At 71.9% G+C, this 26,645-nt stretch carries 30 protein-coding genes; 8 read left to right on the forward strand and 22 right to left on the reverse strand.

The annotated features are described in order from the left end of the window. Positions 1–3 precede the first annotated feature (3 nt). Both ABZX11_RS07615 and ABZX11_RS07620 read right to left on the reverse strand, forming a co-directional pair. Positions 4–1,107 carry a glycosyltransferase gene (locus ABZX11_RS07615; RefSeq protein ID WP_354910786.1) on the reverse strand — a complete coding sequence of 368 codons (1,104 nt, stop codon included), beginning with the start codon at positions 1,105–1,107 and terminating at the stop codon, positions 4–6. Position 1,108: 1 nt separating this feature from the next. Continuing rightward, on the reverse strand, positions 1,109–2,179 hold the full coding sequence (locus tag ABZX11_RS07620) for a glycosyltransferase family 1 protein (RefSeq protein ID WP_354910789.1): 1,071 nt from the start codon (positions 2,177–2,179) through the stop codon (positions 1,109–1,111). Positions 2,180–2,356: 177 nt separating this feature from the next. Here ABZX11_RS07620 and ABZX11_RS07625 point away from each other — a divergent pair, with 177 nt between their 5' ends. Continuing rightward, positions 2,357–3,187, forward strand: a complete 831-nt coding sequence (locus ABZX11_RS07625) for an inositol monophosphatase (RefSeq protein ID WP_354910791.1) — start codon at positions 2,357–2,359, stop codon at positions 3,185–3,187. A 226-nt stretch (positions 3,188–3,413) separates the two neighbouring features. On the opposite strand, the gene ABZX11_RS07630 is transcribed toward ABZX11_RS07625, so the two are convergent. From ABZX11_RS07630 to menD, 3 genes are all read right to left on the reverse strand, one after another. Next, entirely contained in the window at positions 3,414–3,851 is a 438-nt protein-coding gene (locus ABZX11_RS07630; protein ID WP_176173397.1) for a DUF3592 domain-containing protein, read from the reverse strand. 22 nt (positions 3,852–3,873) lie between these two features. Continuing rightward, positions 3,874–5,403, reverse strand: coding sequence for a M1 family metallopeptidase (locus ABZX11_RS07635; RefSeq protein WP_354910794.1), 1,530 nt, complete (start codon positions 5,401–5,403; stop codon positions 3,874–3,876). A gap of 120 nt (positions 5,404–5,523) precedes the next feature. Next, positions 5,524–7,200: a 2-succinyl-5-enolpyruvyl-6-hydroxy-3-cyclohexene-1-carboxylic-acid synthase gene (gene menD, locus ABZX11_RS07640; protein WP_354910796.1), complete on the reverse strand. Its 1,677-nt coding sequence runs from the start codon at positions 7,198–7,200 to the stop codon at positions 5,524–5,526. A 57-nt stretch (positions 7,201–7,257) separates the two neighbouring features. Here menD and ABZX11_RS07645 point away from each other — a divergent pair, with 57 nt between their 5' ends. From ABZX11_RS07645 to ABZX11_RS07660, 4 genes are all read left to right on the forward strand, one after another. Beyond that, the gene (locus tag ABZX11_RS07645) at positions 7,258–8,181 is read left to right on the forward strand and encodes a 1,4-dihydroxy-2-naphthoyl-CoA synthase (RefSeq protein ID WP_354910798.1); all 924 of its coding nucleotides are present in this window, start codon (positions 7,258–7,260) and stop codon (positions 8,179–8,181) included. A 1-nt stretch (position 8,182) separates the two neighbouring features. Next, on the forward strand, positions 8,183–9,292 hold the full coding sequence (gene menE / locus ABZX11_RS07650) for an o-succinylbenzoate--CoA ligase (protein WP_354910927.1): 1,110 nt from the start codon (positions 8,183–8,185) through the stop codon (positions 9,290–9,292). Positions 9,293–9,358: 66 nt separating this feature from the next. Further along, positions 9,359–9,496 (forward strand): hypothetical protein, encoded by a 138-nt coding sequence (locus ABZX11_RS07655; RefSeq protein ID WP_176173401.1) that lies wholly within the window; start codon positions 9,359–9,361, stop codon positions 9,494–9,496. A 49-nt stretch (positions 9,497–9,545) separates the two neighbouring features. Beyond that, the gene (locus ABZX11_RS07660; protein WP_354910800.1) at positions 9,546–10,418 is read left to right on the forward strand and encodes a 1,4-dihydroxy-2-naphthoate polyprenyltransferase; all 873 of its coding nucleotides are present in this window, start codon (positions 9,546–9,548) and stop codon (positions 10,416–10,418) included. Here ABZX11_RS07660 and ABZX11_RS07665 read toward each other — a convergent pair. Genes ABZX11_RS07665 through ABZX11_RS07675 form a run of 3 tightly spaced genes read right to left on the reverse strand, consistent with a single transcriptional unit; the run spans position 10,415 to position 12,263 of the window. Continuing rightward, on the reverse strand, positions 10,415–11,494 hold the full coding sequence (locus ABZX11_RS07665) for a PLP-dependent cysteine synthase family protein (protein WP_176173403.1): 1,080 nt from the start codon (positions 11,492–11,494) through the stop codon (positions 10,415–10,417). The two genes, ABZX11_RS07660 and ABZX11_RS07665, sit on opposite strands and share 4 nt — an antisense overlap. After that, positions 11,491–11,778 carry a DUF4229 domain-containing protein gene (locus ABZX11_RS07670; protein ID WP_176173404.1) on the reverse strand — a complete coding sequence of 96 codons (288 nt, stop codon included), beginning with the start codon at positions 11,776–11,778 and terminating at the stop codon, positions 11,491–11,493. The genes ABZX11_RS07665 and ABZX11_RS07670 overlap by 4 nt, the downstream gene beginning before the upstream one ends. Positions 11,779–11,789: 11 nt before the next feature. Continuing rightward, on the reverse strand, positions 11,790–12,263 hold the full coding sequence (locus tag ABZX11_RS07675; protein ID WP_176173405.1) for an Lrp/AsnC family transcriptional regulator: 474 nt from the start codon (positions 12,261–12,263) through the stop codon (positions 11,790–11,792). A 277-nt stretch (positions 12,264–12,540) separates the two neighbouring features. Here ABZX11_RS07675 and ABZX11_RS07680 point away from each other — a divergent pair, with 277 nt between their 5' ends. Next, positions 12,541–12,753, forward strand: a complete 213-nt coding sequence (locus tag ABZX11_RS07680) for a BldC family transcriptional regulator (RefSeq protein WP_003081896.1) — start codon at positions 12,541–12,543, stop codon at positions 12,751–12,753. A gap of 145 nt (positions 12,754–12,898) precedes the next feature. Next, positions 12,899–13,084 (forward strand): hypothetical protein, encoded by a 186-nt coding sequence (locus ABZX11_RS07685; RefSeq protein WP_091303901.1) that lies wholly within the window; start codon positions 12,899–12,901, stop codon positions 13,082–13,084. A gap of 167 nt (positions 13,085–13,251) precedes the next feature. Here ABZX11_RS07685 and ABZX11_RS07690 read toward each other — a convergent pair whose 3' ends face one another. The 9 genes from ABZX11_RS07690 to hemL all read right to left on the reverse strand — a co-directional run bounded on the left by ABZX11_RS07690 (position 13,252) and on the right by hemL (position 21,880). Beyond that, entirely contained in the window at positions 13,252–14,574 is a 1,323-nt protein-coding gene (locus ABZX11_RS07690) for an AAA family ATPase (protein WP_354910804.1), read from the reverse strand. Between the two features lie 77 nt (positions 14,575–14,651). Further along, a complete protein-coding gene (gene ccsB / locus ABZX11_RS07695) occupies positions 14,652–15,620 on the reverse strand; it encodes a c-type cytochrome biogenesis protein CcsB (RefSeq protein WP_176173407.1) in 969 nt (322 codons plus the stop codon). A 3-nt stretch (positions 15,621–15,623) separates the two neighbouring features. After that, complete coding sequence (locus tag ABZX11_RS07700; protein ID WP_176173408.1) at positions 15,624–17,219, reverse strand: cytochrome c biogenesis protein ResB; 1,596 nt, start codon at positions 17,217–17,219, stop codon at positions 15,624–15,626. Then, entirely contained in the window at positions 17,216–17,989 is a 774-nt protein-coding gene (locus ABZX11_RS07705) for a cytochrome c biogenesis CcdA family protein (RefSeq protein WP_176173409.1), read from the reverse strand. The genes ABZX11_RS07700 and ABZX11_RS07705 overlap by 4 nt, the downstream gene beginning before the upstream one ends. Positions 17,990–18,150: 161 nt before the next feature. Continuing rightward, positions 18,151–18,912 (reverse strand): aminoglycoside phosphotransferase family protein, encoded by a 762-nt coding sequence (locus ABZX11_RS07710; protein ID WP_354910808.1) that lies wholly within the window; start codon positions 18,910–18,912, stop codon positions 18,151–18,153. Positions 18,913–18,931: 19 nt separating this feature from the next. Then, positions 18,932–19,306, reverse strand: a complete 375-nt coding sequence (locus ABZX11_RS07715) for a hypothetical protein (protein WP_354910811.1) — start codon at positions 19,304–19,306, stop codon at positions 18,932–18,934. 89 nt (positions 19,307–19,395) lie between these two features. Next, complete coding sequence (locus ABZX11_RS07720; protein ID WP_176173412.1) at positions 19,396–19,959, reverse strand: redoxin domain-containing protein; 564 nt, start codon at positions 19,957–19,959, stop codon at positions 19,396–19,398. Beyond that, on the reverse strand, positions 19,956–20,582 hold the full coding sequence (locus ABZX11_RS07725; protein WP_354910814.1) for a histidine phosphatase family protein: 627 nt from the start codon (positions 20,580–20,582) through the stop codon (positions 19,956–19,958). The genes ABZX11_RS07720 and ABZX11_RS07725 overlap by 4 nt, the downstream gene beginning before the upstream one ends. Further along, entirely contained in the window at positions 20,579–21,880 is a 1,302-nt protein-coding gene (gene hemL, locus ABZX11_RS07730) for a glutamate-1-semialdehyde 2,1-aminomutase (protein WP_354910816.1), read from the reverse strand. Before hemL ends, ABZX11_RS07725 begins: the two co-directional genes overlap by 4 nt. A 60-nt stretch (positions 21,881–21,940) precedes the next feature. Here hemL and ABZX11_RS07735 point away from each other — a divergent pair, with 60 nt between their 5' ends. Continuing rightward, positions 21,941–22,417, forward strand: coding sequence for a TspO/MBR family protein (locus tag ABZX11_RS07735; protein ID WP_176173415.1), 477 nt, complete (start codon positions 21,941–21,943; stop codon positions 22,415–22,417). Here the strand turns inward: ABZX11_RS07735 and ABZX11_RS07740 are convergent. The 5 genes from ABZX11_RS07740 to ABZX11_RS07760 all read right to left on the reverse strand — a co-directional run bounded on the left by ABZX11_RS07740 (position 22,414) and on the right by ABZX11_RS07760 (position 26,632). Further along, positions 22,414–22,983, reverse strand: coding sequence for a hypothetical protein (locus tag ABZX11_RS07740; protein ID WP_176173416.1), 570 nt, complete (start codon positions 22,981–22,983; stop codon positions 22,414–22,416). The two genes, ABZX11_RS07735 and ABZX11_RS07740, sit on opposite strands and share 4 nt — an antisense overlap. Positions 22,984–23,044: 61 nt before the next feature. Then, positions 23,045–24,247 (reverse strand): ABC transporter permease, encoded by a 1,203-nt coding sequence (locus ABZX11_RS07745; RefSeq protein ID WP_354910820.1) that lies wholly within the window; start codon positions 24,245–24,247, stop codon positions 23,045–23,047. Further along, entirely contained in the window at positions 24,244–24,957 is a 714-nt protein-coding gene (locus tag ABZX11_RS07750; RefSeq protein WP_176173418.1) for an ABC transporter ATP-binding protein, read from the reverse strand. Before ABZX11_RS07750 ends, ABZX11_RS07745 begins: the two co-directional genes overlap by 4 nt. Beyond that, entirely contained in the window at positions 24,954–26,231 is a 1,278-nt protein-coding gene (locus ABZX11_RS07755; protein WP_354910823.1) for an HlyD family efflux transporter periplasmic adaptor subunit, read from the reverse strand. Before ABZX11_RS07755 ends, ABZX11_RS07750 begins: the two co-directional genes overlap by 4 nt. Before the next feature lie 62 nt (positions 26,232–26,293). Then, positions 26,294–26,632, reverse strand: coding sequence for a hypothetical protein (locus ABZX11_RS07760; RefSeq protein WP_354910826.1), 339 nt, complete (start codon positions 26,630–26,632; stop codon positions 26,294–26,296). Positions 26,633–26,645: the final 13 nt, after the last annotated feature.

Here is a 26,645-nt window from a genome sequence, read left to right on the forward strand (position 1 = left end):
CACTCAGTGGAATGTGGCCAGCATCCCGGCCACCGTCGCTGACCAGGTGAACTCCTCGGCCCTCGCCCTGGCCGCCGCCCTGCGTAACTCCTCGGGGCTCTCCAAGAGCCCGGTCACCGCTTCGGCGAACGCGGGCGCGTGGTCGTCCACCGCCGCACCGCACCCCGGGCGCACGATCTCCCGCAGCGCCGACGACGCCGACACCACCACCGGCGTTCCCGAGGCGAGGGCCTCCAGTGCGGCCAGCCCGAAGGTCTCGTGCGGGCCGGGCGCCAGGGAGACGTCGGCGCTGGCCAGCAGCCGCGCTACGTCGCCACGGCCCGGCAGGAACCCGAGGAACGTCACCGGCAGCCCCCGCGCCCGGCGTTCGAGGGCTCGCCGCCGCGGCCCGTCGCCCGCCACCACCAAACGGACCTTCGCACCCGCCTCGGTCAGCGCGGCGACGGTGTCCACGCTGCGCTCCGCGTGCTTCTCGGTCGACAGCCGTCCACAGTGGACCAGCAGGGCGTCGGCACCGGAAGCCAGGTCGGTGCGCCAGCCGTCGTCGCGCATGGCGGGTCGGAAGGTCGCCAAGTCGACACCGAGCGGGACGCGGCGGACGTTCGGCGCGGCGATCCGGTCGAACTCCGCGCGGGCGAACGCCGTCGTGCAGACGACCGTGTCGTAGCTCGCGGCCATCCGCCGGTTCGCGACGTCGGCGACGCGCCGCGCGACCGGCTCGGGCAGCAGGAACTGCTCCAGCAGGCGGTCGAGGCGTTCGTGGGAGATGACCGTGCTGGGCACGCCGTGGCGGCTCGCCCAGCCGCCCATCCCCCGCAGCGTCAGCCGGTCCGACACCTCCAGCCGGTCGGGCTCGAGCCTGCGCAGGACCGCGCGGACGCGGTGCGGGTCGACGGCCCGGTAGCCGCCGGTGCCCGGGATCCGCGGGGCAGACAGGGAGAACCGGCGCACGCCGGTCGGCATCACCTCGTCGGCGTACCGGCGGCCCGGCACGACCAGCGTCACCTCGTGCCCGCTCGCGACGTAGCCGGCGCCGAGGTGGTGCAGGGCGGTGCGCAGCCCGCCCGAGCGCGGGCCGTAGAAGTTCGCGAGCTGGACGATGTGCACGTCAGGCCGCGCGGGCGGCCCGGCCCCGCACGGCTTCGTAGTGCCCGAGCAGCTCGTGGCAGACGGCGGGCCAGGTGCGGCCGAGCACCACCTTGCGCGCCTTCTCGCCCAGCCGCGCGCGCAGAGCGGCGTCCCGCAGGTCGTCGATCTTCTCGACCAGCGCCGGGCCGAACCGTTCGCGGTCCGCCGGCAGCAGGTAGCCGGTGCGGCCGGGCAGGACGAGGTCCTTCGGGCCACCGGCGTCCGGGGCGAGCACCGGCAGCCCGGCGGCCATCGCCTCCTGCACCGCCTGGCAGAACGTCTCGTGCGGTCCCGTGTGGACGAAGACGTCGAGGCTCGCGTACGCCTTCGAGAGGTCTTCGCCGTACTTCGCGCCGAGGAACGCGGCGTCCGGGAGCTGCGCCTTCAGCGCGGGCAGTTCGGGGCCGTCGCCGACGACGACCACACGGATCCCGGGCACCCCGGCGAGCGCGGCCAGCCGGTCGACCTCCTTCTCGGGCGCCAGCCTGCCGACGAACCCGACGAGCAGCTCGCCGTCCGGGGCCAGCTCGGCCCGCAGCACCGGGTCGGCGTGCGACGGCGAGAACCGGTCGATGTCGACCCCGCGCGCCCACCGGTGCACCCGCGGGACGCCGTGCCGCCGCAGCTGCTCGACGGAGTCGCTGGACGGCGCCAGGGTCCGGTCGGCGCGCGAGTGCAGCCGCCGCACCCACCGCCACGCGGCCCGTGCGGCGATGCCGAAGCCGTACGCGGCGGCGAACCCGGCGATGTCGGTCTGGTAGACGGCGATCGCCGGGACGCGCAGCCGTCTCGCGGCGGCGAGCCCGCGCGCGCCGACGACGAACGGCGACGCCAGGTGCACGACGTCCGGGCCGAACGCGGCCAGCGCGTTGAGCACGGTCCGCGTCGGCAGGCCGATCGGCAGGGAGCTGACCCCGGGGACGTCGAACGCGGGGATCCGGACCACCGGGGCGCCGCGGTAGGAGTCCGGGCCGGGGCCGGGCGCGATGATCAGCACGTCGTGCGCGCGTTCGCGCAGGTGCTCGACGACCCGCAGGACGGAGTTGGTCACGCCGTTCACCTGGGGCAGGAAACTTTCGGTGACTATGGCGACTCGCACGTGTTGGACGATCGCACCCGATACTGGCGAGGGTGTGACGTGGGAGCCAACGGTGCCGGAACAGATCGGCTACGACATGTCATCTCGTGGTCGCGTGCCGGAAACCAGGGTGGCCCAGACTAGGCGGGCATGACCCTCTTGTCCTCACGGCCGCCGCGGCCCGTCGAGCCCGGTCTGCTGTCGAGGGCGCTCGAAGTGGCCGGGCGGCTGGCCAACGACGCCACCGACGTGATCACCGCGACCGCCGGCCGCGGCGCCCACCCTTCGACGCTGGACTCGCCGTTCGACTGGGTCACCGACACCGACCGCATCCTGGAGCGCCACACCCGGCGCGTCCTGACGGCGGAGTTCCCGGGCATCCCGGTGGTCGGCCACGAGTTCGGCGCGGACCACGGAGCGGACGTCGCCGAGTACCGCTGGGTGGTGGACTCGGTGGACGGGACGGCGAACTACGTGGCCGGGGTGCCGTGGTGCGCGTACAGCCTGGCGCTGGTGGACGCGGCGGGCCCGGTGGTCGGGGTGGTGGCGGACCCGTACCGCGCCCAGATCTACGCCGCGGCGCGCGGCCGGGGGGCCCGCGCGAACGGCAAGCCGATCAAGCTCGCGGACCGCTGCGTGACGGCGGGAGCACTGGTGTGCACGGAGCTGGCCCGAACGGGACCGTGGCCGGGAATGGGCGGCTTCATCGAGCGAGCGGCGGCGGCCCACGCGGGCGTACGGGTACTCGGCTCGGCGGCGCTGTCGATCGCCCAGGTGGCACTGGGCCACGCGGCGGCGGCGGTGCTGCACAGCTACCACGAGTGGGACGTGGCCGGCTCGGTGGCCATGGCGATCGAGGCGGGCGCGGTGGTGCTGGACAGGCACGGAGAGGACACGGCGCTGCCGACGGACGGCTTGCTGGTGGCGGCCCCGGGGGTGGCGGACGAGGTACTGGGCTGGTGGCAGGAGACGGCGGGCTGATCGAGGTTGCGGCCCGAGGGGGGGCGGAGCGAGACCCAGCCACCCGCCCTACACCTCCCCCGCCCCTCGTCCCAGCCGCAGTCAGCACCGGAGAGCCGGGGTCAAGGGTGAGCGAAGCTCATCGCGAAGCGACGCCGAAGGCGCCCTTGAGGCCGGGTCTCCGGTGTTGAACAATCGAGGACGAGGAGCGGGAAATCCGGCAGCCCACGAGGAGCCGGGGAACCACTCAAGCAGCAGCCGAAGCCCGCTTGTTCTGCCGCCGAATCCACCAAAGCGCCGGCCCAGCCACCAGCCACGTGAAAAACACGAAACTCCCCAGCGGCAGCAGCGTCAACGCAGCCGACCGCCCAGCCACCCGCGCCAGCTCCGGATCCGAAGCGTCGTACTCGATCCGCACCAGCTGCCCGGCCGCCAGCCCGTCCGGGTAAAGCACCCCGTTCGCCGGGCTGTGCACGATCCCGTCCGGCGTCTCGAAGTGGATGATCGTCCGGTCGAACGCCACCGAATCGACCGTCGCCGTCGCCGTCCCCATTTGCTCCGAGATCGCGCTGTCGTTCCGGATCGCGGCGAACAGGAGGCACACGCACATCACGGTGAGGAGCGAGGCGACGCCGAGGGTGGTCCACCACCCGACGCGCCTCGCCCGCTCACCTCTCGTGCTCACGCCGCGAGCGTAGCGGTCCCGCTCAGCCCGCGTGTTCGGCGGCGAGGAACCGGTGGTTCTGCTGGATCTGCTCGTACGAGCGCGGCTTCACGGAAGCGGGAGCAGAAGCCACAGCCGAGCGAGCCGCGGCGGCGGGAGCGCCGTTCGGGCCCACCGCGGGCTTGCCCGCCGTGTAGAGCCACGTCTGGAACAGGTCGTGCAGCGGCTTGCCCGAGACCTTCTCCGCCAGCGCGATGAAGTCCAGGATCCGCCCGTTCGACCCGCCCCGCTGCGCCTGCCACGTCTTCAGGATGGTGAAGAACGCCTGGTCACCCACGGCCGTCCGCAGCGCCTGGAGCGTCAGCGCGCCCCGGTCGTACACCGCGTTGTCGAACTGGTTGTCCGCGCCGGGGTCGGCCGGGACGAGCTTCCACAGGTCGCCGTCGGCCGGGTTCGAGTCGTACGTGTACTGCGCCAGCTCCGCGACCGTTCCCTCGCCCTCGTGCTCCGACCACAGCCACTCCGCGTACGACGCGAAGCCCTCGTTCAGCCAGATGTCGCTCCAGCGGCCGAGCGACACGTTGTCGCCGAACCACTGGTGGGCGTTCTCGTGGGCGATCAGCGTCGTGTTCGAGCCCGCGCGGAAGTTGCGGGCGCCGTACGTCGGCCGGGTCTGGTTCTCCAGGGAGAACCCGATGCCGCTGGTCACGACGCCGCCCTCGGCCTCGAACGGGTACGGGCCGAACTGGGTCGCCAGGAACTCGTTGATCTCCGGGGTGCGCTCGACGCTGGCCTTCGCCGCGTACAGCGAGTCGCCGAGGTCGGCGCCGTAGGCGGTGACGAACGGCTTGCCGTCCGGGGTCGTCGACTGGACCAGCTCGTAGTTGCCGACGATGAACGACGTCAGGTACGTGGCCTGCGGCTTCGTGCTGCGCCACTGCCAGCGCGTCCAGCCGGCGCGCTGCTTGGTCGTGCGGACCAGCGAGCCGTTGGAGATGGCCACGTTGCCGTCCGGCGCCTCGATCGAGACGTCGTAGGTCGCCTTGTCGGTCGGGTGGTCGTTGGCCGGGAACCACCACGCCGAGCTCTGCGGCTCGTCGATGCCGAGCGCGCCGAACGCACCCTTCTTCCACGCGTTGATGCCGTCCACCGTCTCGGTCGACGGCGTGTCCGCGTAGGCGACGACGACGGTCGCGGTCTGGCCCTTGAGCAGCGGCTGCGCCGGGGTGACGACGAGCTCGCCGTTGCCGGTCTGGTTCGTGAACTGCGCCGGCCGGTTGTTCACCCGCACGCTCGACGCCTTCAGCGCGAAGTCCAGGTCGAACCGCGAGAGGTCCTGGGTCGCGGTCAGCAGCAGCGTCGTGGTGCCCGACAGCAGGTCGGTCGCGGGCTGGTAGGTGAGCCGGATGTCGTAGTGCAGCACGTCCGTGCCGCCGTTGCCGGCGTTCGGGTAGTACGGGTCGCCGACGCCGGGGGCACCGGGCGCGGGCGCGGCGCTCGCGGTTCCGGCGAGCAGCACCGAGACGACGCCGGCCGCGAGCGCACCGAGACCGGTGCGCGTTCTTGCACGCATTCGAAATCCTCCAAAGGAGTGAGGAAGCAGCGCGCTCGAACGTAGCCAGCCAGGAACACCCCAGGAACAGCCGAAGGAAGGTTTCTTGCCTTCTGGGATTGCGCCCGGAAAGCGGTTGACTCAGGCCGCCGACACCGCTGCGGACACCGCTGCCCGCAGACGGGCGTGCAGGTCGCGGTGCCGCGCCCGGTCCACCCGCACCTCGACGACCCGCAGCCCCGGCGCGGGTTCTAGGGCCGCCCGGAACTCCGTCAGCGTCTCCGCGACGACGTGCGGGACCCGGTAGCCCGCGCACAGCGCGCCCAGGTCGGCGCCGTGCGGGGTGCCGAAGACGCGCTCGAAGCTGGCCGAGTGCTCCGGCGCTCCCTGCTCGAGCAGGGAGAAGATGCCGCCGCCGTCGTCGTTGAGCACCACGATCGTCAGGTCGGGCCGCTGCTCGGCGGGCCCGGTCAGCAGGCCCGACGCGTCGTGCAGGAACGTCAGGTCACCGAGCAGCGCATACGACGGCCCCCGGTGCACGTACGCGGCCCCGATGGCCGTCGAGACCGTGCCGTCGATGCCCGCGACACCGCGGTTGCGGTGCACGAGGACGTCCGGGCGCAGCCGGCCGGCCAGCGCGACGTCCCGGGTCGGGTTGGACGAGCCCACGACCAGCAGTGAGTCCGGCGGCAGCGCGTCCACCAGCTCGGTCGCCACCCGCAACCCGCTGGGCCACGGCTCCTCGGCCAGCGTCGACGCCACCGCGGACGCGGCCGCCGCGTCGGCCCGGCGCCAGCTGGCCAGCCACTCCGGGTCCGCGGGCTTGGTCGGCTCGTCGAACCACTGCCCGACCTGCCGGACGTTGTGCGCGGGCGCCGGCCAGTCCGAGTCCGGCCGCACCAGCAGCACCTCGACCGAGGCGTCCGAGAGCACCTTCTGGATCTGCCGGAACACCGTCGGACGGCCGAGGCAGAGCACCTGCTCCGGCTTGTGCTTCGAGATGAACTCCTCGACGCCCAGCAGCCACGCGCCGGACGAGATCGCCGTGCCGCCGGACAGCCCGATCCCGCCGGTCTCGGAGATCACCGGCCAGCCGTGCTGCTCGGCCCACTCGCTGGCCGCCTGGACGCCGGTGTCGCACGCGATGACCAGGCCGTGGCGCGCCGAGGGGACCACGAACGACGGCAGTGCGCCGAAGTCCGGCAGCTCGGTCCAGCGGGAGCCGTCGGCGCGGCCGTCGAGCGATTCGTACCACTCGCCGTCATCGTCCACGTCCGGCACGAGCGGCTCGCGGAACGGGATGTTCAGGTGCACCGGCCCGCAGCGCCACTCCCCGTAGGCGGCGTTCCAGGCCCGGCAGATCTGGCTCCGCCAGTACGAGTTCTGCCCGGCCCGCCGCTCGGCGACGGCCAGCTCGTCGAAGTAGCGGATCGCGTCGCCGTAGAGCTGGTGCTGGTCGATGACCTGCGACGCGCCGGCGGCCCGCAGCTCGGGCGGCCGGTCGGCGGTCAGCACGATCAGCGGGACACCGGCCCGGTCGGCCTCCAGGACCGCCGGGTGGAAGTTCGCGGCCGCGGTACCGGAGGTGCACAGCACGGCCACCGGGCGGCCGGTGCGGGCGGCGATGCCGAGGGCGAGGAACGCGGCCCCGCGCTCGTCGATGCGGACGTGCAGCTGGAGCTTCCCGGCCGCCGCGGCGTCATAGAGCGCGATCGACAGCGGCGCGTTGCGGGAGCCCGGGCAGAGGACGACGTGCGAAACGGTGTTGCGGACGAGCTCGTCGACGATGACCCTGGCCTGCGCGGTGGAAGGGTTCACCGGCAGGCCTCGCATCCATCGAGATCAGTAGAGTCCACAGGTCCTATTCTCCCAAACGTGGATGACGCCCGAGTTTCCGAGCTGTTCGACCCCGCCGCGTGGACCGAGGTCGAAGGTTTCGCCTTCACCGACATCACCTACCACCGCTCCGCTGAGAGCTGCGGCGGCAAACGCGTGGTGCGCATCGCGTTCGACCGCCCGGAGGTCCGCAACGCCTTCCGGCCGCACACCGTCGACGAGCTCTACCGGGCCCTGGACCACGCCCGGATGAGCGCCGACGTCGGCTGTGTCCTGCTCACCGGGAACGGTCCCTCGCCCAAGGACGGCGGGTGGGCGTTCTGCTCCGGTGGTGACCAGCGTATTCGCGGACGCTCCGGCTATCAGTACGCGAGCGGCGAGACCTCCGACACGGTGGACCCCGCGCGGGCGGGCCGGCTGCACATCCTCGAGGTCCAGCGGCTGATCCGGTTCCTGCCGAAACCGGTGATCGCGGTCGTGCCGGGCTGGGCCGCGGGCGGCGGGCACTCCCTGCACGTGGTGTGCGATCTCACCCTCGCCTCGGCCGAGCACGCGAAGTTCAAGCAGACCGACGCCGACGTCGGCTCGTTCGACGGCGGCTACGGCTCGGCGTACCTGGCGAAGATGGTCGGGCAGAAGTTCGCCCGCGAGATCTTCTTCCTCGGCCGCGAGTACTCGGCCGAGCAGATGCACGCGATGGGTGCCGTGAACGCCGTCGTCCCGCACGCCGACCTGGAAAAAGAGGCGCTGACCTGGGCGTGGGAGATCACCCGCAAGTCGCCGACGGCCCAGCGGATGCTCAAGTACGCGTTCAACCTCACCGACGACGGCCTGGTCGGCCAGCAGCTGTTCGCCGGCGAAACCACCCGGCTGGCGTACATGCAGGACGAGGCCGTCGAAGGCCGTGACGCGTTCCTCGAGAAGCGCGACCCCGACTTCAAGGACGTCCCCTATTACTACTGAGCTGCTCCCGGTCCACCTCGACGGCTCGCCGGAGGCGCTCGAGACGCTGAAGGCCGCCGTCGCGGCCGCGCTGGACGGCGGCCCGGCGGTGCTGCCGTTCACCGACCCCGTGCTGCGTGACGCCATGGCGCCGGACGAACCCGCCGAACCGGAGACCGCCGTGGTCATCGCCACGTCGGGCTCGACCGGGGCGCCCAAGGGCGTCCTGCTGTCGGCCCGTGCGCTGACCGCGTCCGCCGAGGCCACGCACACCCGGCTCGGCGGCCCGGGACACTGGCTGCTGGCCACGCCGGCGCACTACATCGGCGGGCTGCAGGTGCTGGTCCGGTCGCTGCTGGCCGGGACGACGCCGGCGCTGCTGACCGGCACCGGCTTCCGCCCGGACGGCTTCGCGGCCGCCGCGGCCCGGCTGACCGGCGGCCCGCGGTACACGGCGCTGGTGCCGACCCAGCTGGTCCGCCTGCTCGACGACGGCGGCGCCGGGCTGGCCGCGGCGAGGACGTTCGACGCGATCGTGGTCGGCGCGGCCGCGACGTCGCCGGCCCTGCGCGAGCGCGCCGCGGAGGCCGGGGTCCGGATCGTGCCCGCGTACGGGATGAGCGAGACGGCCAGTGGCTGCGTCTACGACGGCGTCCCCCTCGACGGCGTCCACGTCGACGTCGGCGGCGACCGGATCCGGATCGCCGGGGACGTCCTCGCGCACGGCTACCGGCGGCGCCCGGACCTGACCGCCGAGTCGTTCCGCGACGGCTGGTTCACCACGTCCGACCGTGGCGTTCGCCACGACGACGGCCGCATCGAGGTCCTCGGCCGGGCCGACGACATGATCAACACCGGTGGCGTGAAGGTGTCGGCGAACGCGGTCGAGCGCTGCTTGAGCGCCCAGCCGGGGGTGCGTGACGCGTGCGTCGTCGGCGTGCCGGACGCGGAGTGGGGCGAGGCGGTGGTCGCGCTGGTCGTCCCGGACGGCGAGCCCGGCGACCTGCGGGCGGCGGTCCGTGCGGAACTGGGTGCGGCGGCCACCCCGAAACGCATCGAATTCGCCACGGATCTCCCCCTCCGCGGCCCCGGGAAGATCGACCGGACGGCGGTGAAAGCCCGTCTTCAGTAGCGTTTCCGCCGCTGAATGGCGGTAGAGCGTTGACACGCACGGGGCGCGCCCGCTTGGCTACTCACCATGACGCGCTGGTTCAGAACTGCCCTCATCGCCACGGCCGTCACGCTGGGTGTTTTGGCGCCCGCGAGCGCGGCTCTCGCCGACGGTGTCGACCCCAACAGCGGTTCGCTCGTCTGGGAAATGCCGACCTCCGACTGACTCTCCGGGTTCCGGCTCGTCACTGATCGACATGGCGTTGAATGACGTCATGGCGAGCTTGAGCGAGTGGATCGAAGGGGCCCGGCCGCGGACGCTGCCCAACGCGGTGGCGCCGGTGGTGGCGGGCGTCGGCGCGGCGATCGCGCTGGACGCGTTCTCCTGGTGGCGTTCGGTGCTCGCGCTGCTGGTCTCCCTCTCGCTGATCGTCGGCGTCAACTACGCCAACGACTACTCCGACGGCATCCGCGGCACGGACGAGAACCGCGTCGGGCCGCTCCGGCTGGTCGGTTCGAAGGTCGCCGCCCCGAAGGCCGTGCTGACGGCGGCGCTGGTCTCGCTCGGCCTGGCCGGGGTGCTCGGCCTGGTCCTGGTGGCCGTCAGCGGGCACTGGTGGCTGCTGGGGATGGGCGCGCTGTGCATCCTCGGCGCGTGGTTCTACACCGGCGGCAAGAAGCCCTACGGCTACTACGGCTTCGGCGAGATCGCCGTCTTCGTGTTCTTCGGCCTGGCCGGCGTGCTGGGCACGGTGTACGTCCAGGCGGGCCGCGTCAGCTGGGCGGCGCTGGCCTGCGCGGTCGCGGTCGGCTGCTTCTCGACGGCGGTCCTGACGGCCAACAACCTGCGGGACATCCCGACGGACATCGAGTCCGGCAAGCGCACCCTGGCCACCCGCCTGGGTGACAGGGGCACCCGGCGGCTCTACCTGGTGCTGATCGCCGTGCCGTACGCACTCACCCTGGTCCTCGGGTTCACGGTGCACGGGCTCGCGGCGCTCCCCCTGCTCAGCGCCCCGCTGCTGTTCCAGTCGGTCAGCGCGATCCGCCACAACGCGACCGGCCGCGACCTCATCCCGGCCCTGCGCGACACCGGGCTGGCGATGCTCGCCTGGGCGGTGCTGGCCGCGGTCGGCCTGAACCTCTAGAGCTCCGGGAACTTCCCGGTGGTCAGGAACTCCTCGAACAGCGCTGTGTGCGGCGCCAGGTCCAGGTTCTGCTGGGCCAGCCACTCGTCGTTGTAGTAGGTGTGGGCGTACCGCTCGCCGCCGTCGCACAGGAGCGTCACGACACTGCCCGCCTGGCCGTCCTCGACCATCCGGGAGATGAGCCGGAACGCGCCGTAGAGGTTGGTGCCGGTCGAGCCGCCCGCCCAGTGCCCGGTCCGCTCGCGCAGCAGCCGGATGGCCGCCAGGGAGCCCGCGTCGGGGATCCGGAACATCTCGTCGATGACGCCGGGGACGAACGACGGCTCGCACCGCGGCCGCCCGATGCCCTCGATCCGCGACGGCATGCCGGTGGCGTAGTCCAGGGCCCCGGTCTCCCAGGCGCCGTAGAACGACGAGTTCTCCGGGTCGACGACGCACACCTTCGTCGTGTGCCGCTTGTAGCGGACGTACCGGCCGAAGGTCGCGCTCGTGCCGCCGGTGCCCGCGCCGACGACGATCCACTTCGGGATCGGGTGGGGTTCCGAGCGCATCTGCGCGAACACCGACTCGGCGATGTTGTTGTTGCCGCGCCAGTCCGTCGCGCGCTCGGCGTAGGTGAACTGGTCGAGGTAGTGGCCGCCGCACTCGGCCGCGAGCCGCTCGGCCTCGGGGTACATCGCCGGGGCTTCGTCGACGAAGTGGCACTCGCCGCCGTAGAACTCGATGAGCGCGACCTTCTCCTTCGACGTGCGCCGCGGCACGACGGTGATGAAGCGCAGGCCGAGCATCCGGGCGAAGTAGGCCTCGGACACCGCGGTCGACCCGCTGGAGGCCTCGACGAGCACGGTGTCCGGCCCGATCTGGCCGTTGACCAGCCCGTACAGGAACAGCGACCGGGCCAGCCGGTGCTTGAGCGAGCCGGTCGGGTGCACCGACTCGTCCTTGAGGTACAGGTCGATGCCCCACTCCGGGGGCAGCGGGAAGACGTGCAGGTGCGTGTCGGCGCTGCGGTTGGCGTCGGCCTCGATGATCCGGACGGCCTCGCGGACCCAGCTGCGGCTGTGCAGGCGGCTCATTCGGGCTGCCCGGCGCCGTCGCCGCGCAGCTGCGCGCGCAGCTCGGCGCGGGCGCGGGCCCGCTTCTCGTTGCGCTTCGCGAGCCCGGCGGTCACGCGGGCGTTGAGCGGGCGGAACAGCAGCAGGCCGAGCGGCAGGCCGACGACCAGGCCGATCAGCAGGGCGACCAGCAGCGGCACGCCGGTCAGGGACAGGCCCCAGGCGATCGCCGCGACCAGCACGAACCGCGCCAGCAGGTACAGCGTCAGGTCACGGGCCAGCTGCGGGGGCTTCTCGTCGCTCACACCAACGCAGGCTACGCCCCGCCCGCCCGGTCCTTCTGCAGGCCCGCGTTGTTCGGGCGGCCCTCGAACCGCGTCGAAAGCACCACGGTGGTGTTCGTGCGCCCGACGCCGGGGATGCGGCGGAGCCGGCCCAGCGTGCGTTCCAGCTCGTCGACGGTCGGCACCCGCACCTTGACGACGAACGCTTCGTCGCCCGCCACCGCGTAGCAGCTCTCGACCTCGTCGAGCTCGGCGAGGGCGTCGGCGACGTCGTCCTCCGTGGCGGTGTCCGTGGGGTGGATGCTGACGAGGGCGGTGACGCCGAGGCCGACCGAGCTCGGGTCGACGACCGCGTGGTAGCCGGTGATCACGCCGGCGGCTTCCAGCTTGCCGACGCGCTCGTGCACCGACGACGCGGACAGCCCGACGGCCCGCCCGAGGTCGGCGTAGGTGGCCCGTCCGTTGATGCGCAACGCTGCGATGATCTTCCGGTCCAACTGATCCACGGGATCACTCTATGCGGTTGGACAATCCCCCATTGGCACCACGCCTCGCGGCCGACGGCCGGGAGGGCGACGTCTCCGCACGTCAGGTCACCGGAGGGTAGTTGCAGTGGGTGAACAACGTGTCCGTTTTGACCTTTAAGGGCTCTTTACTCGCGGACAACCGTTCGAGTACCCGACGGGTGAAGTGCAACGATTGCCTTGTTGGCTACCCCGGCGCGACGGGCAGAAGGGCCCGGACGCCTCCGGTATAGCAGTGAGTTCGTTAAGGAGGCGGAAAATGACCGCGACGATGGGCGGACGCCTGCTCACCCCTGGCGAGGTGGCAGCGCTGTTCCGAGTGGACCCGAAGACGGTGACGCGGTGGGCGACCGCGGGACGCATCGGCTCCATCCGGACCCCGGGCGGACACCGGCGGTTCCGGGAGTCCGAGGTGAACGAGCTCCTCGCCGAGCTGACCACCGACGCCAGCGAACCGGCGCGCAACGCCTGAACCATCCGGACGTCAGGGCCGTGTCGGGTACGGGAACCACCCCGTCCCGGCACGGCTTTCGTGCTCTTCCGGCCCGGCTTCAGGCCCACCACACGGCCGGAAAGGTTAACCTCGGGGGACAGGCAGCCATACGGAAGGATCCGGCATGCTCGCTCTGCTCGCGGCGGTCGGCGCGCTGGTCGTCGCCCTGCTCCTGTGGCGGTCGTTCGCCGGCCAGCGGATCGGGGTGACGTCGGCTCCGCGCCGCGCCCCCCTCGCCCCGGACGACGACCCCGACTTCCTGCGCCAGCTGGCCGAACAGCAGCGCAAACGCCGGGACGAAGACCTTTAGGACGCCCTTTACCTTCGCCGGGCCGTCACCCGTGTGATCCAGGCCGGAACCGGCGTGATCCAGCCCGTCATCCGCGTGCTGGTAGCCGGAACTCGCGAGTTCCGGCTGCCAGCACGCGAGTCACGGCTTCAGTCACGCGAGTTCCGGGCCGGATCACGCGGGTGACGTCAGCGGTAACCCTGCGAGAGCGGGGTGGCGAAGCCGTCGGCGACGGTGGCCGCCAGGTCCAGCAGGGCCAGGCGGGTGTCGCCGGAGAGGCGGTCCAGCTCGATCTCCGCGCCTTCCTCCAGGTGCGGGTCGAACGGGATCTTGCAGACCGCCCGGACCTTCGCGCCGAAGTGCGCCGAGAGCTTGTCGAGGTCGACCGAGCCGCCCTTCGGACGCACCGAGTTGATCACCGCCACCGAGCGCTTGACCAGCTCGCCGTAGCCGTGGGCCTCGAGCCAGTCCAGCGTCGCCGAGGCGCTGCGGGCGCCGTCGACCGAACCGGACGAGACCACGACCAGCGCGTCCGCGACGTCCAGGACGCCCTTCATCGCCGAGTGCATCAGGCCGGTCCCGCAGTCGGTGAGCACGATGTTGTAGAAGTGCTCCAGCAGGTTGACCGCGCGCCGGTAGTCGTCCTCGGAGAACGCCTCCGACACGGCCGGGTCCTGCTCGCTGGCCAGGATCTCCAGCCGGCTCGAACCCTGGGACGTGTAGGACCGGACATCGCTGTACCGGGTGATGCGGGCGGCGTCACGCAGCAGGTGCCGGACCGTCGCGGTCGTCTCCAGCGGGATCTTCTGCGACAGCGTGCCGCGGTCCGGGTTGGCGTCCACCGCCACCACGCGGTCACCGCGCAGGGACGCGAACGTCGAGCCCAGCGTCGTGGTCACCGTGGTCTTGCCGACGCCGCCCTTGAGCGACAGCATCGCGATCTTGTAGCACCCGCGCAGCGGCTGGTTCACCCGCGCGATCAGCTCGCGGCGACGGGTGTCGGCCGGGCTCTCCCCCGGGTTGACCAGCTTCCCGCTGCCGACGTAGAGCGCTTTCCGCCAGCCCGACTGCGGCGGCCGCCGGGTCTGCTTGACCAGGTGCGCGGTCGACAGGTCGTGGCCGTGGCCCGGCTGGGGCGGCGGCGCGGCGTGCCGGCCGCCCTGCGGCTGCGGGAGCCCGGACGGCTGCTGCGGCGGGTACTGGGCGTTCGCCTGGTACTGCTGCGCCGGGTCGCCGTAGCCGGGCTGGGGCTGCAGCGGCGGCAGGTTCTGGTCGTAGCCGTAGGGCACCTGGTGCGGCCCGGACACGGCCGGGTTGGGCACCTGGTGCGGGCCGGAAACCGCCGGGTTGGGCGGCGGCGCCACCGCCTGCGTCGGCTGCACGTCGTAGGCCCCCGACGTCTCCGGGTGCGGGTGCGAATCCGTCCGATCGTCGGCGAACAGGCCCGGCTGCGGCGACGCAGCGGCCGGTTCGGGGTGGCCAGGAGCCGATTCTTCGCTGGGTCCGGTCACCGGTGAAAACCTCCGCGCACTCCGCCTGAAACCTCAGTCCCCCGATGCCGACGGTAGTCGGCGCACGCGCGGTCCGCTCAGCCCACCCCGGCGTAGGAGTGCAGGCCGACCGAGACGAGGTTCACGAAGAACAGGTTGAAGATCATCGCGGCGAACCCGACGATGTTGATGATCGCGGCCCTGGCGCCGCGCCAGCCCGCGGTCGCGCGGGAGTGCAGGTAGGCCGCGTAGACGACCCAGGCGATGAACGCGCAGGTCTCCTTCGGGTCCCAGCCCCAGAACCGGCCCCACGCCGACTCGGCCCACACCGCGCCGCAGAGCACGCCGAAGGTGAACACCGGGAAGGCGAAGATGGTGGTCCGGTAGGCGATCCGGTCGAGGACGTCGGCCGCGGGCAGCTTCGGGGCGAACCGGGCGAACTTCGTGTTGTCCTTGTCGTAGGCGGCGCGGAACAGGTAGAGCACGCTCGCGACGCCCGGCACCAGGAAGACGCCGGAGCCGATGATGGCCGCCGCGACGTGGATGACCAGCCAGTACGACTGCAGCGCGGGCTGCACCGGCGCGGCGATCGTGTACAGCAGCGTGCCGTTGATGAACATCAGGATCACGACGGGCAGCAGCAGGAAGCCGGTGAGGTGCCGGACCGGGAACTTCCACAGGACGATCAGCCAGGTCAGCACCGTGATGAAGGTGACGGCCATGCCGTACTCGTACATGTTGCCCCAGGGCGCGCGGTGCACGGCGAGGCCGCGCAGCACGATCGCCGACAGCTGCAGCAGCGCGCCGAGCACGAGCAGCGACGCGCCCATCCGGCCGATCCGCTCCGGGCGGCCGACCTCGCGCTGCGCGGCCGGGACGTCCTCGACCGGCGGGCCGCCGGCCCCGACGAGCTCGCGCGAGCGCCGCTGGGCGCGCTCCATGGCGAGCCGGCCCTTGGCGCCGAAGCCCTGCTCGATCAGCGTCATCATCAGCGCGACGACGTAGATCGCCGCGGCGGTGGTGTACAGCCAGTCGCTGTATCGCGACAGCGTCTCGTTGATCGGCATGCCTCAGCCCTTCTGCCCGCTGAGCAGGCGTTCGCTGACCCGGTGGAACTCTTCGCCGTACCCGGCCTGGTCGGTGCGGGCCAGCCCGGCGACCTCGATCACGGTACCCGGCTCGTCGTCGGTCCCCGGCTTCACCCGCACCCACAGCCGGCGGCGCTTGACCAGCAGGGACGCGCCGAGCCCGACGAACATCGCGATGGCGAAGCCGAGCACGAACCCCTGGGTGGGGTCGTGGGAAACCTGCAGCGAGACCCATTGGCCGACGCCGTCGAAGCGGACCTTGGTGCCGTCGTCCAGCTTGAGCTCCTGGCCGACCTTGAGGTTCTGCCGGGCGACCTTCTTCAGCCTGCCGTCGTCGACGAGCGACTGGTCGACCGAGAAGACGGACTGCCCGCGCCCGGCGTCCAGGCCCAGGTCGCCGCGCAGCACGTCGACGGCGACGGCCGGATCGTTCGGTTCGGGCGCCGACGACGTCAGGACGCTGCCGTGCAGGAACGCGGTCGGGGCGAACAGGCCGGTGACGGCCAGCTGGCGGGTCCGCCGCTGGACCTCGTCGGTGATGCCGGGCTGGTCGAACTTGGTCGCGCCCTCGGCGAGCATCGTGCCCGGGTCGACGGTGCGCCACTGGGTGTTCTGGGTGCGCTGCGTGCCGTCCGGGAAGGTGACGGTGAACTTCGGCGAGTAGCCGTGCCCGAGCAGGTAGACGCGGTCGCCTGCGGTCCGCAGCGGCGAGTTGACCTCGAGGCCGTACGGGCGCCAGGTGCCGCTGTCCAGGTCCGCGCCGGACTGGTACTCGATGTTCGAGTGGTAGTAGTCGGGCTGGCCGGCGGCGGTGTAGCGGGCGGTGAAGTCGTTCACCTTCACGCAGAACGGGTTCAGGTCGGTGCCGTCGACGCGCAGGCCGGCGTTGAACGAGTCGTAGTTGTAGATGCCGGCGTTGCAGAAGGTGCTGCCGTCGGCCTGGACGATGACCTGACCCTCGTAGCTGTAGAGCTTGCCGAGCGCGAAGAACACGATCAGGCCGAGCATGCCGAAGTGGAAGACCAGGTTGCCGGTCTCGCGCAGGAAGCCGCGTTCGGCCGAGATCGTGCGGACGCCGCCGTCCTCTTCGCGCTCGACGCGCCGCCAGCCGGAGAGCTGCTTGTGCACGGCGGCGATCTCCGCGGCGACGTCGGTCTTGCCCCGGCCGAGCCGGTAGTGCGGCATCCGGGCCAGGTTGCGCGGGGTCAGCACCGGCTTGGCCCGCATCGCGCGGACGTACTCGAAGCTGCGCGGGGTCAGGCAGCCGATCAGCGACACCATGAGCAGCAGGTAGATCGCCGAAAACCAGATGCTGGAGTAGACGCCGTAGAACTGCAGCTTGTCGAGCAGGGTGCCCCACCAGCCGTGCGCGGCGATGTACTCGTCGACCTTGGGCGCGTTCAGGGTCCGCTGCGGCAGGAGCGCCCCGGGCAGGGCGGCCAGTGCCAGGAGGAACAGCAGGACGAGCGCGGTGCGCATCGACGTCAGGCCGCGCCAGGTGTTGCGCAGGAAGGCCAGGGTGCGCTTCGCCGGCGGCGGGCCTTGCGGGGTCTTGGGCGGGGCCTCGGTGGTCGTCACAGCGGCAGCTCCAGGTTGCCGGTGAGCTCGTTGCGGAGCCAGCCCATCAGGTCGCCCCAGACGCCGGTGACCAGCAGGACCCCGACGGCCAGCAGCAGCACGCCGCCGAAGACCTGCACCTGGCGGCCGTGCCGCCGGACCCAGTCGGTGGCGCGCACGGCCCACCGCGCGCCGAGCGCGATGAGCAGGAACGGCACCCCGAGGCCGAGGCAGTAGACGGCGATCAGCAGGTACCCGCGCACCTCGGCCCCGCCGGTGGCACTGGCCAGCGTCATGACGGCGGACAGCGTGGGGCCGATGCACGGCGTCCAGCCGAGCCCGAAGATGGCCCCGAGCAGCGGCGCGCTCCAGATCCCCCCGCGCGGCACGTGGTGCGAGCGGAGCTCGCGCTGCATCCCGGGGATCCAGCCGAGGAAGACGAAGGCCATGGCGATGGTGAGCACCCCGCCGACGCGCTGCAGGACGTCCTGGTTGAGCACGAGCGTGTCGGCGAGCCAGACGAGCGTGCCGAGCGTCCCGACGAAGACGACGGTGAACCCGAGCACGAAGAGGAGAGCGGCCCCGACAACGGCCCACCGCCCCTGCTTGCGGTCCTCATCGGCACTGACGGCGGGAGCATCGGCCCCGACGAGAGCGGCGAGGTAGGCGAGGTACCCGGGCACGAGCGGCACAACGCACGGAGAGGCGAAGGAGATGGCCCCGGCCAGCAGCGCGACACCCGCGGCGAGCAGCAGCGGTCCGGAGATCGCCAGCTCGGTCACGGAGTTCACTCCGTTGAGGGTAGGCAGTGAGGTCCTGGTGAGAACGCCGGGGCCGCTTCACAGGACCTCGGTCACAGCAGTTCAGGACCTTGGTCCCGCTCGGCCGGTGCACCCCGGCGCCCGGACCAGCCACGCCGATGCCACGCGGCCACGCCGGTCGGGCGGGCAGGTCACTCGAAAAGATGCCGGTGGGCCCGGCTCCACTCGACCCGAGCGCCCAGCTCGCCCAGAAACCCCTCGGCCACCCAACGAACCTGCGGCTGGTGCCCCTCCGCCGCCGCTCGGCGGACCTCCTCGAGCCCGGACCTCTGGACCTCGATCACGGCGTCGACCAACCCCACCGTCGAGGTCAAGCCGTACGCCTCGGCGAAGACCTCCACCCGGCGCCGCCGGTCGGGCGGGGCGGCGTAACGGAGGCTGCGCACGCATTCGGCGTCGTCGCGGAACGGCGCTACGTACTCCAGCGCGTAAGCCACGTCGTGGCGCCGCGGCCCGGGCCGGGCGTAGTCCCAGTCCAGGATCCCGACCGGACGCTCGTCCTGCCAGACCACGTTCCACGGGCCGAAGTCGCCGTGGCAGACCACCTCGCCGGTTCCTGTCCCGGTGAACCACGTGAGGTCGCCGGCGAGCCGGAAACCGGCCACCGCGTCGTGGTAGTCGCGCAGCAACCGGGCGAAGGCGGCCAGGCCGCCTTCGCCGGTCACCTTCGCCCAGCCCTGCGGGCCGGACTCACCCACCAGGTAGGTGAGCACCTCCCGGCCCTCGTCGTCGATCCCCAGCACCCTCGGCGCAGCGGCGAAGCCCACTTCCTCCAGGTGCCGGAGCAGGGCGTGGACCGCGGGCGTCCACGGGTGCACCGGACGGCGGACGGTGTCACCGATGCGGACGACCCGGCGGTGCGGCTCGTCCTGCAGCAGTTCCTCGGTCGTCATCGCCCGCCTCCGGACTGGGTCAGAAGTGGAGCTCCCCACCGTCGGCGAACACGCCGTTCACGCTGGGGCCGTAGTTGCCGTACTCACCCGTGTTGAGCTCGGACTGGCCGTTGCTCGTCACGGTCTCGTACGTCGTGTACGGGTAGCAGCAGCTGCCGATCGACAGCCTGTCGCCGTAGCGGGCTCCCGACAGGTTCGCGTGCACCTGGTTGTTGGCCGTGTTGAGCCACAGGCGGAGCGCGCGGCCGTAGCCCGTCCGCTCCTTGAGCAGCGTGAACCCCTGCACGGTGACCGGCGCGGCCGACGCCGACGCCGGTGCCGCCGAGGCCGGTGCCGCCAGTGCCGTGGCGGCGGCCGCCGTGATCAATGCGGTCGCCGCGATCTTCTTGAACATGGGCCCTCCCCTTGGTCGAGAAAGATGATCAAGGAGAAACCTAGCCGAGAAACCCCCCATCCCGGTGGGAAACCGGCAAAAGCCCCCGATCAGGCTTCGGCGGTCAGCCGCTGGGCCACCGGCAGCAGGTCCTGCGCCAGCACCGGCCGCAGGAACACCGCCGCCACGCGGTGCTGCTTGTCCAGGACGATCGTCGACGGGATGATGTTGCGCGGGTAGCCGCTCAGCTTCAGCAGCACCCGGCCGTCCGGGTCGTAGATCGACGGGTACGTCAGCTGCCGGTCGCGGACGAAGTCCTGGGCCACCTGGCGCGCCGGGTCGCGGACGTCGATCCCCACCACCTGCACACCCTGTTTGGCCAGCGACTCCATCTCCGGCGCCTCCGTGCGGCACGGCCCGCACCACTGGCCCCACAGGTTGAGCACCACGACCTTGCCCGCGAAGTCCGCCAGCGACAGCTGCTTGCCCTCGTTCATCAGGTCTTCGCCGGCCAGCACCGGGGCCGTCTGGCGCCGGGCCAGGTCGTAGGTGATGTCGACCTGACCGCCCGGGGAGACGAAGCTGAAGCTGCTCCCCTGCACGACCGCGTCCTTGCCCGTGCTGCAGCCGGCCAGCGCGAGCGCCGCGACCAGGCCCACGACCAGGCGTTTCATGCCCCGGTCACCTTCGGGTCGGTCGCGCCGGCGGGCTCGCTGTAGACGATCTCGCGCAGCTCGTCGCCGTCGAACACCAGCGACGTCAGGGAGGCCAGCGAGCACTGGCGGCGCCGCGGGTCGTGCCACAGGCGCTTGCCCTCGAGGAACCGCCGGAGCGTCCAGATCGGCAGCTGGTGCGACACGCAGAGTGCTTCATGGTCGAGAGCCGCCTCGCGCGCGCGGTGGACCGCGCCGAGCATCCGGTGCGCGATCTCGATGTACGGCTCGCCCCACGACGGCTTGAACGGGTTCACCAGCTTCGGCCAGTGGTGGGGCTCCCGCAGCGCGCCGTCGCCGACCGCCACCTGCAGGCCCTCGAACTGGTTGCCCGCCTCGATCAGGCCCTCGTCGATCGCGATGTCGAGCCGGTGCGCGGCGGCGATCGGGGCCGCCGTCTCCTGCGCCCGCTGCAGCGGCGACGCGACGACGTGCACGAGGTCGTGGCCGGCCACCGCCTCGGCGACGGTGAGCGCCTGCCGCTGCCCGCGCTCGGAGAGCCGGTAACCCGGCAGGCGGCCGTAGAGGATCTTCGTCGGGTTGTGCACTTCGCCGTGCCGCAGCATGTGGACGACGGTGGTCACTGGACCGCTCCGGCCGCCGCGCGCGCCGCCGCGGGCAGAGCCGCTTCGATCACCGCGAACGCTTCGTCGTCCATGGCCGCGTTGACGAACCAGGCCTCGTACGCGCTCGGCGGCGCGTACACGCCCCCATCGAGCAACGCGTGGAAGAACGGCGGGAAGCGCCACGTCTCGGACGCCTGCGCGCCGACGTAGTCGCGGACCGGCTCCTCGCCGAAGAACACGCTCACCAGGTTGCCCGCGTACTGGACGTTGTGCGCAACCCCGGCTTCGCTCAACGCGGCGTGGAAGAGGTTCCCGAGACGCTTGGCGTTGGCGTCGAGCGCCGCGTACACGGCGTGGTCGGCCGCGCGCAGCGTCGCGAGGCCCGTGGCCACCGCGACGGGGTTCCCGGAGAGCGTCCCGGCCTGGTAGACCGGCCCACCCGGGGCGAGCTTGGCCATCACGTCGGCGCGGCCGCCGAAGGCCGCCGCCGGCAGGCCGCCCGACATCACCTTGCCGAACGTGTAGAGGTCGCCGGCCACCCCCTCGAGGCCGAACCAGCCCGCGTGCGACACGCGGAACCCGGTCATCACCTCGTCCATGATCAGCAGCGCGCCGTGCTCGTGGGCGATCTCCCGCAGGCCCGCGTTGAAGCCGTCGACCGGCGCCACCGCGCCCATGTTCCCGGCCGCCGCCTCGGTGATCACCGCGGCGATCTCCCCCGGGTTGTCCTCAAAGGACTTCCGGACCGCGTCGAGGTCGTTGTAGGGCAGCACCAGCGTGTCCGCGGCCTGCGCGCCGGTGACACCCGGCGACGTCGGCAGCCCGAGCGTCGCGACGCCGGAGCCGGCCTGGGCCAGCAGCGCGTCGACGTGACCGTGGTAACACCCGGCGAACTTCACGATCTTCGACCGGCCGGTGAACCCCCTGGCCAGCCGGATCGCGCTCATCGTGGCCTCGGTGCCCGAGTTGACCAGCCGCACCCGCTCGACCGGCGCGACCCGGCCGATGATCTCTTCGGCCAGCTCGACCTCGCCGATCGTCGGCGTGCCGAACGAGAGCCCGGCCGTCGCCGCCGTGCGCGCCGCCTCGACGACCGCCGGGTGCGCGTGCCCCAGGATCATCGGACCCCAGGACGACACCAGGTCGACGTAGCGGTTGCCGTCGGCGTCCCACAGGTGCGGGCCCTCGCCGCGGACCATGAAGCGCGGGGTGCCGCCGACCGAGTTGAACGCCCGCACCGGCGAGTTCACCCCGCCCGGGACGGCCGCCTTCGCGCGTTCGAACCATGCCTTGGACTGCTCGGTTCCTGTGCTCACGAGTCCATACTCCCAAACCCGCCTAAGATGGCGGGCAGCCGCCCGGGAGGGGAACAGCCGGTGACCGAACGCGCCCCGCACCGCAACCAGTGGCTGATGCTGGCCGGGTTCGCGGGCGCCGTCGCCGTGGTGGCCGTGGTCGGCGGCCTGGCCGCGACGTCGGCACGGGAGGTCTACGCGCGGCTCGAGCAGCCGCCGTGGGCGCCGCCCGCATCCCTGTTCGGTCCGGTGTGGACGGTGCTGTACGTCACCATCGCGGTGGCCGGGTGGCTGTACTGGCGCACGGACGGCGAGACGCGCGGGTTCGCCGCGTACGGCATCGGCCTGCTGTTCAACCTGCTCTGGACACCGCTGTTCTTCGAGAGCGGCGCGGCCCGGGTGGCGCTGGCCGACATCGTGCTGCTGGACGTCGTCGTGGTGGTGACGATCGTCCTGTTCGCCCGCCGGTCGAAGGCCGCCGCCGCGCTCCTGGTGCCCTACCTCGCCTGGATCCTCTACGCGACGGCGCTCAACACCGCGATCATCGTCCTCAACTAGCGCGCGGCCTGCTGGGTGATGGCCTGCGCGGCCACCGTCCCGTCGCTGCCCGCCTGGCCCTGGACAACGACCGTCGCACCCGGCTTGAGGTCCGACAGCTTGCCCGGCTGGGTCACCCCGACCGTGGTCGAGTCCGATGTGGACACCTTGACGTCGTCGCCCTGCGCGGTCTTGACGTAGACGGTGGTGCCGTCGACGTGGTCGACCGTGCCGGTGGTGCCGCGGCCGCCACGGAACCCGCCGCCCTGCTGGCCCGCGCCGGGCTGCTGCCCGGTGCCGCCCTGCCCCCGGGCCTGGGCGCCGCCGGCGGTGCTGCTCGGGCGCGCGGGCGTGGAAGTGCCGAACGCCGCGTGCGTCCAGGCGCCGCCGCCGAAGGCGATCGCGAAGGCGACCAGCCCGGCGAGCACCAGCGTGGTGCGGGAGAACGGCTTCGCGGCCCGGCGCATCTCGGCGTTCAGGTCACCGTCGACGGCCGGGCTGGCGACGATCTGTTCCGCGGTCGGCTCCACGGCGGGGAGGATCGCCGTCGGCTCGTCCCCCGGCGGGGTCGTCGTGTGGGTGGACATGCGAAGACTCCTTGTTCGTGACGCAACGCGTCGGTGTCATTCGTGACGCAACGCGTCGGTGTCATTCGTGACGCAAAGCGTCGATGGGCCTCAGCTTGGCGGCCCGGTTCGCCGGGAAGCTGCCGAAGAACAGCCCGATCAGGGCGGATACCGCGAAGGCGAGCAGGATCGACGAGGGCACCACGACCGGTTTGATCCCGGAGATGGTGAACCGGCTGCCGATCAGCCCGATGGCGACGCCGAGCAGCCCGCCGAACAGGCTGAGCATGGTCGCCTCGGCGAGGAACTGGCCGAGGATGGCCGAGCGCGGAGCCCCGATGGCCTTGCGGATGCCGATCTCGCGGATCCGCTCGGTGACCGTGACCAGCATGATGTTCGTGACGCCGATGCCGCCGACCAGCAGCGAGATCGCCGCGACCGCCGCCAGCAGCACGGTGAACGTCTCGGTCGCCGACGTGCGCGTCGCGAGCAGCTGCTCGGAGTTCTGGATCTGGTAGTCCGGGGTACCGCCGAGCCGGATGCCGTGGCGGGCGTTGAGTATCGCGGTGATCTCGGACTGGGCCAGCGAGACGGAGTCGGCGCTGGTGGCCTGGACGGCGATCTGGCTGAGGTTGCCGTACCCGGCGAGGGAGTTCTGGACCGCCGAGATCGGCGCGATGGCGACGTCGTCGGCGTTCTGCAGGCCGGTACTGCCCTTGGCCTGCAGCACCCCGATCACGGTGAACTGGATGCTGTTGAGCAGCACGTTCTTGCCGACCGGATCGGCGGTGCCGAAGATCGACTCCGCGGTCGTCGGGCCGAGCACGACGACCTTCCGCGCGGCCGTGACGTCCTCGCTGGTGAACAGCTGGCCCTGGGCGAGCTCGCGGTTGGTGGTGGTGAAGTACGCCGGTTCGGTGCCGGCGACGCTGGAGATGTCGTAGGACGTCTGCCCGTAGGTCGCGGTCGCCGTCGTGTTGACCACCGGCGAGGCGGCCTTGACGTCCGGGGCGCCGACCGGGTCGACGAGCGCGTGCGCGTCCTGCACGGTCAGCGGCCGGGCGGTCGCGCCCTGGCCGCCGCCGCGGGCCGGGGAGACGTTGACGACGTTCGTGCCGAGGCCCTGGATGCTGGCCGCGATCGCCGCCGACGCGCCGTTGCCCACCGCGACCAGCAGGATCACCGCGGCGACGCCGATGGTGATGCCGAGCGTGGTGAGCGCCGAGCGCAGCTTGTTCGCGGTGAGCCCGCGCACCGCGAACCGCAGGATTTCGAGGAGGTTCACAACACCGCCCCCACCGTGCCGGTCGTGCGCGTCACTTCGTCCGACACGATGAGCCCGTCGTCGACCCGGACGACCCGGTGCGCGTGCTCGGCGACCTCGTCCTCGTGGGTGATGACGACGATGGTGCGGCCGAGCGCGTTGAGCCGGTCGAACACGCCGAGGACGTCCTCGGTGCTGCGCCGGTCGAGGTTGCCGGTCGGCTCGTCGGCCAGCAGCATCGCCGGGCCGGTGACCAGCGCCCGCGCCACCGCGACGCGCTGGATCTGGCCGCCGGACAGCTCGCTCGGGAGGTGCTTGGCCCGGTCGGACAGCCCGACCATCTCCAGCGCCGCGAGCGCCCGCCGCCGCCGTTCCGACCTTCGCAGTCCACTGTAGACCAGCGGGAGTTCCACATTGGACAACGCGGACGTCCGGGGCACCAGGTTGAACGACTGGAAGATGAAGCCGATCTTCCGGTTGCGCAGCAACGCCAATTGCCGTTCGTTGAGCTTCCCGACGCCGAACCCGTCCAGGAGGTACCGGCCGGACGTCGGCACGTCCAGGCAGCCGAGCATGTTCAGCAGGGTCGACTTCCCCGAACCGGACGCGCCCATGATGGCGACGTACTCGCCGGGCCACACGGTGAGGTCGACGCCGCGCAGCGCGTGCACCGCCGTTTCGCCTGCCCCGTAGGTCTTGCGCAGTCCGGAGACCGCGATCACCGGGTTCATCCGCGCCCGCCGAAGCCGCCGCCGGTGCCGCGCTGGCCGCCGCCCGGGAAGCCGCCGGTGCCCCCGGTCCCGGGGAACCCGCCGGCGCCGCCGGCGCGCCCGTTCCCGCCGGTGGTGCCGGTGGTGGCCGTCGCGGTGAGCACGACGTTCTCGCCCTCGGTCAGCCCGGAGGTGATCTGGACGGTCGACTCGCCGCGCAGCCCGATCTGCACCTGGCGGGTGACGTTCTGCCCGTTGTCCTGCACAGTGACGAGGTTGGTGCTGCCGACGGTCTGCACCGCCGCGGCGGGCACGCTCAGCGCGTTGTCCGCCTCGGCGACGGTGATCACGACGCTCGCCGACTGGCCGGGCCGCAGCCCGTCCGGCGGGCTGGTCAGTGCGAGCTGCGCGCCGTAGGAGACGACGCTGCCGCTGGTGGTCGGGGTCAGGTTGATGCTCGACACGGTGGCCTGGATCGGCTTGTCCGGGAGCGCGTTGAGCGTCACGGTGGCCTTCTGGCCGGCCTTGACCTTGCTGACGTCGATCTCGGCGACCGAGGTGTTGACGACCAGGCCGCTCAGGTTCGTGATGGTGATGAAGCCGGAGCTGCCGGAGGACGAAGAAGCGGCCGAGCTGGAGTTCGACGACGAGCCCTGCCCGCCCTGGCCACTGCCGCTGCTGCTCGACGACTGGCTCGCGGCCGAGGAGCCGCTGGAGGACTGCTGCCCGACGGTGCCGTTGATCGCGGTGACCGTGCCGGCGCCGGGTGCGTACAGCACGGTGTTGTCGAGCGCCTGCTGCGCGGTCTGGACGTCGAGCTGGGCCTGGTCGAGCTTCGCCTGGGCCGAGGCGACGTTGTTGGCCGCGCTGGTCTGGGCGTTCTGGCTGTTCGGCCCGGTGGCCGGGGTGGCCTCGGCCGTCTCGGCGGTGTCGAGGGCGTTCTGGGCGACGGTGAGGTTCGCCTTCGCGACCTGGAGCTGCTTCGCCGCCTGCGTGCTGTCGACGGTGGCGAGCTTCTGGCCGGCGCTGACGACGTCACCGACCTTGACGTCGATCGCGGTGACCTTGCCTGCCGTGGCGAAGTTCGCGGCGCCGGTGTAGCTGCTGGCGAGGGTGCCGGCGGCGGAGACGGTCTCGGTGACCGTCGCCCGGCGGACCGGGGTGCTGCGCGACTGCGCCTGCGCCGAGCTCGGTGCCGGGCTGAATGCCTGGTATATCCCGAATCCCGCCCCGGCCAGCAGTACGACCAGTGCTCCGTTGATCACCCATGCCTTCGAGGCACGCACGCGCGTCATGCGGCAACCTTGGTGCCGCGGCTTAGCAATTGACTGTTCGTTGCCTGTGCGCCAGCTGTGTATCAGGCCTTGGGCTTGGGACTCCGGGCACGGATCGCGAGCGACAGTTGACGCACGGCGTCGACGAGCAACAGGGCGACCACGGTCCCGAGCCCGATGGCGGCGGCGAGCAGCCCGCCGAAGTACCGGTGCGACTCGAGCACGGCGCCGTCTTCGGTGCGGGTGACGACGGTGGCGACGCTGTGGTGCCAGCAGGCGTAGGCGGCCCACCCGGCAAGAACGGCGAGCACCACCTCCACGGCGGCCACCAGCCCCCGCCACGGCTTGTGCAGCCTCGCCTGCGGGCCGGGTTCTTCCGGCGGCCAAAGCTCGGCCCCGGTGGGCTGCGGAAGGTCGATCACGACAGCGATTTTC

Origin of the sequence: Amycolatopsis sp. NPDC004169 (assembly GCF_040610315.1) — a bacterium.
GTDB lineage: Bacteria > Actinomycetota > Actinomycetes > Mycobacteriales > Pseudonocardiaceae > Amycolatopsis.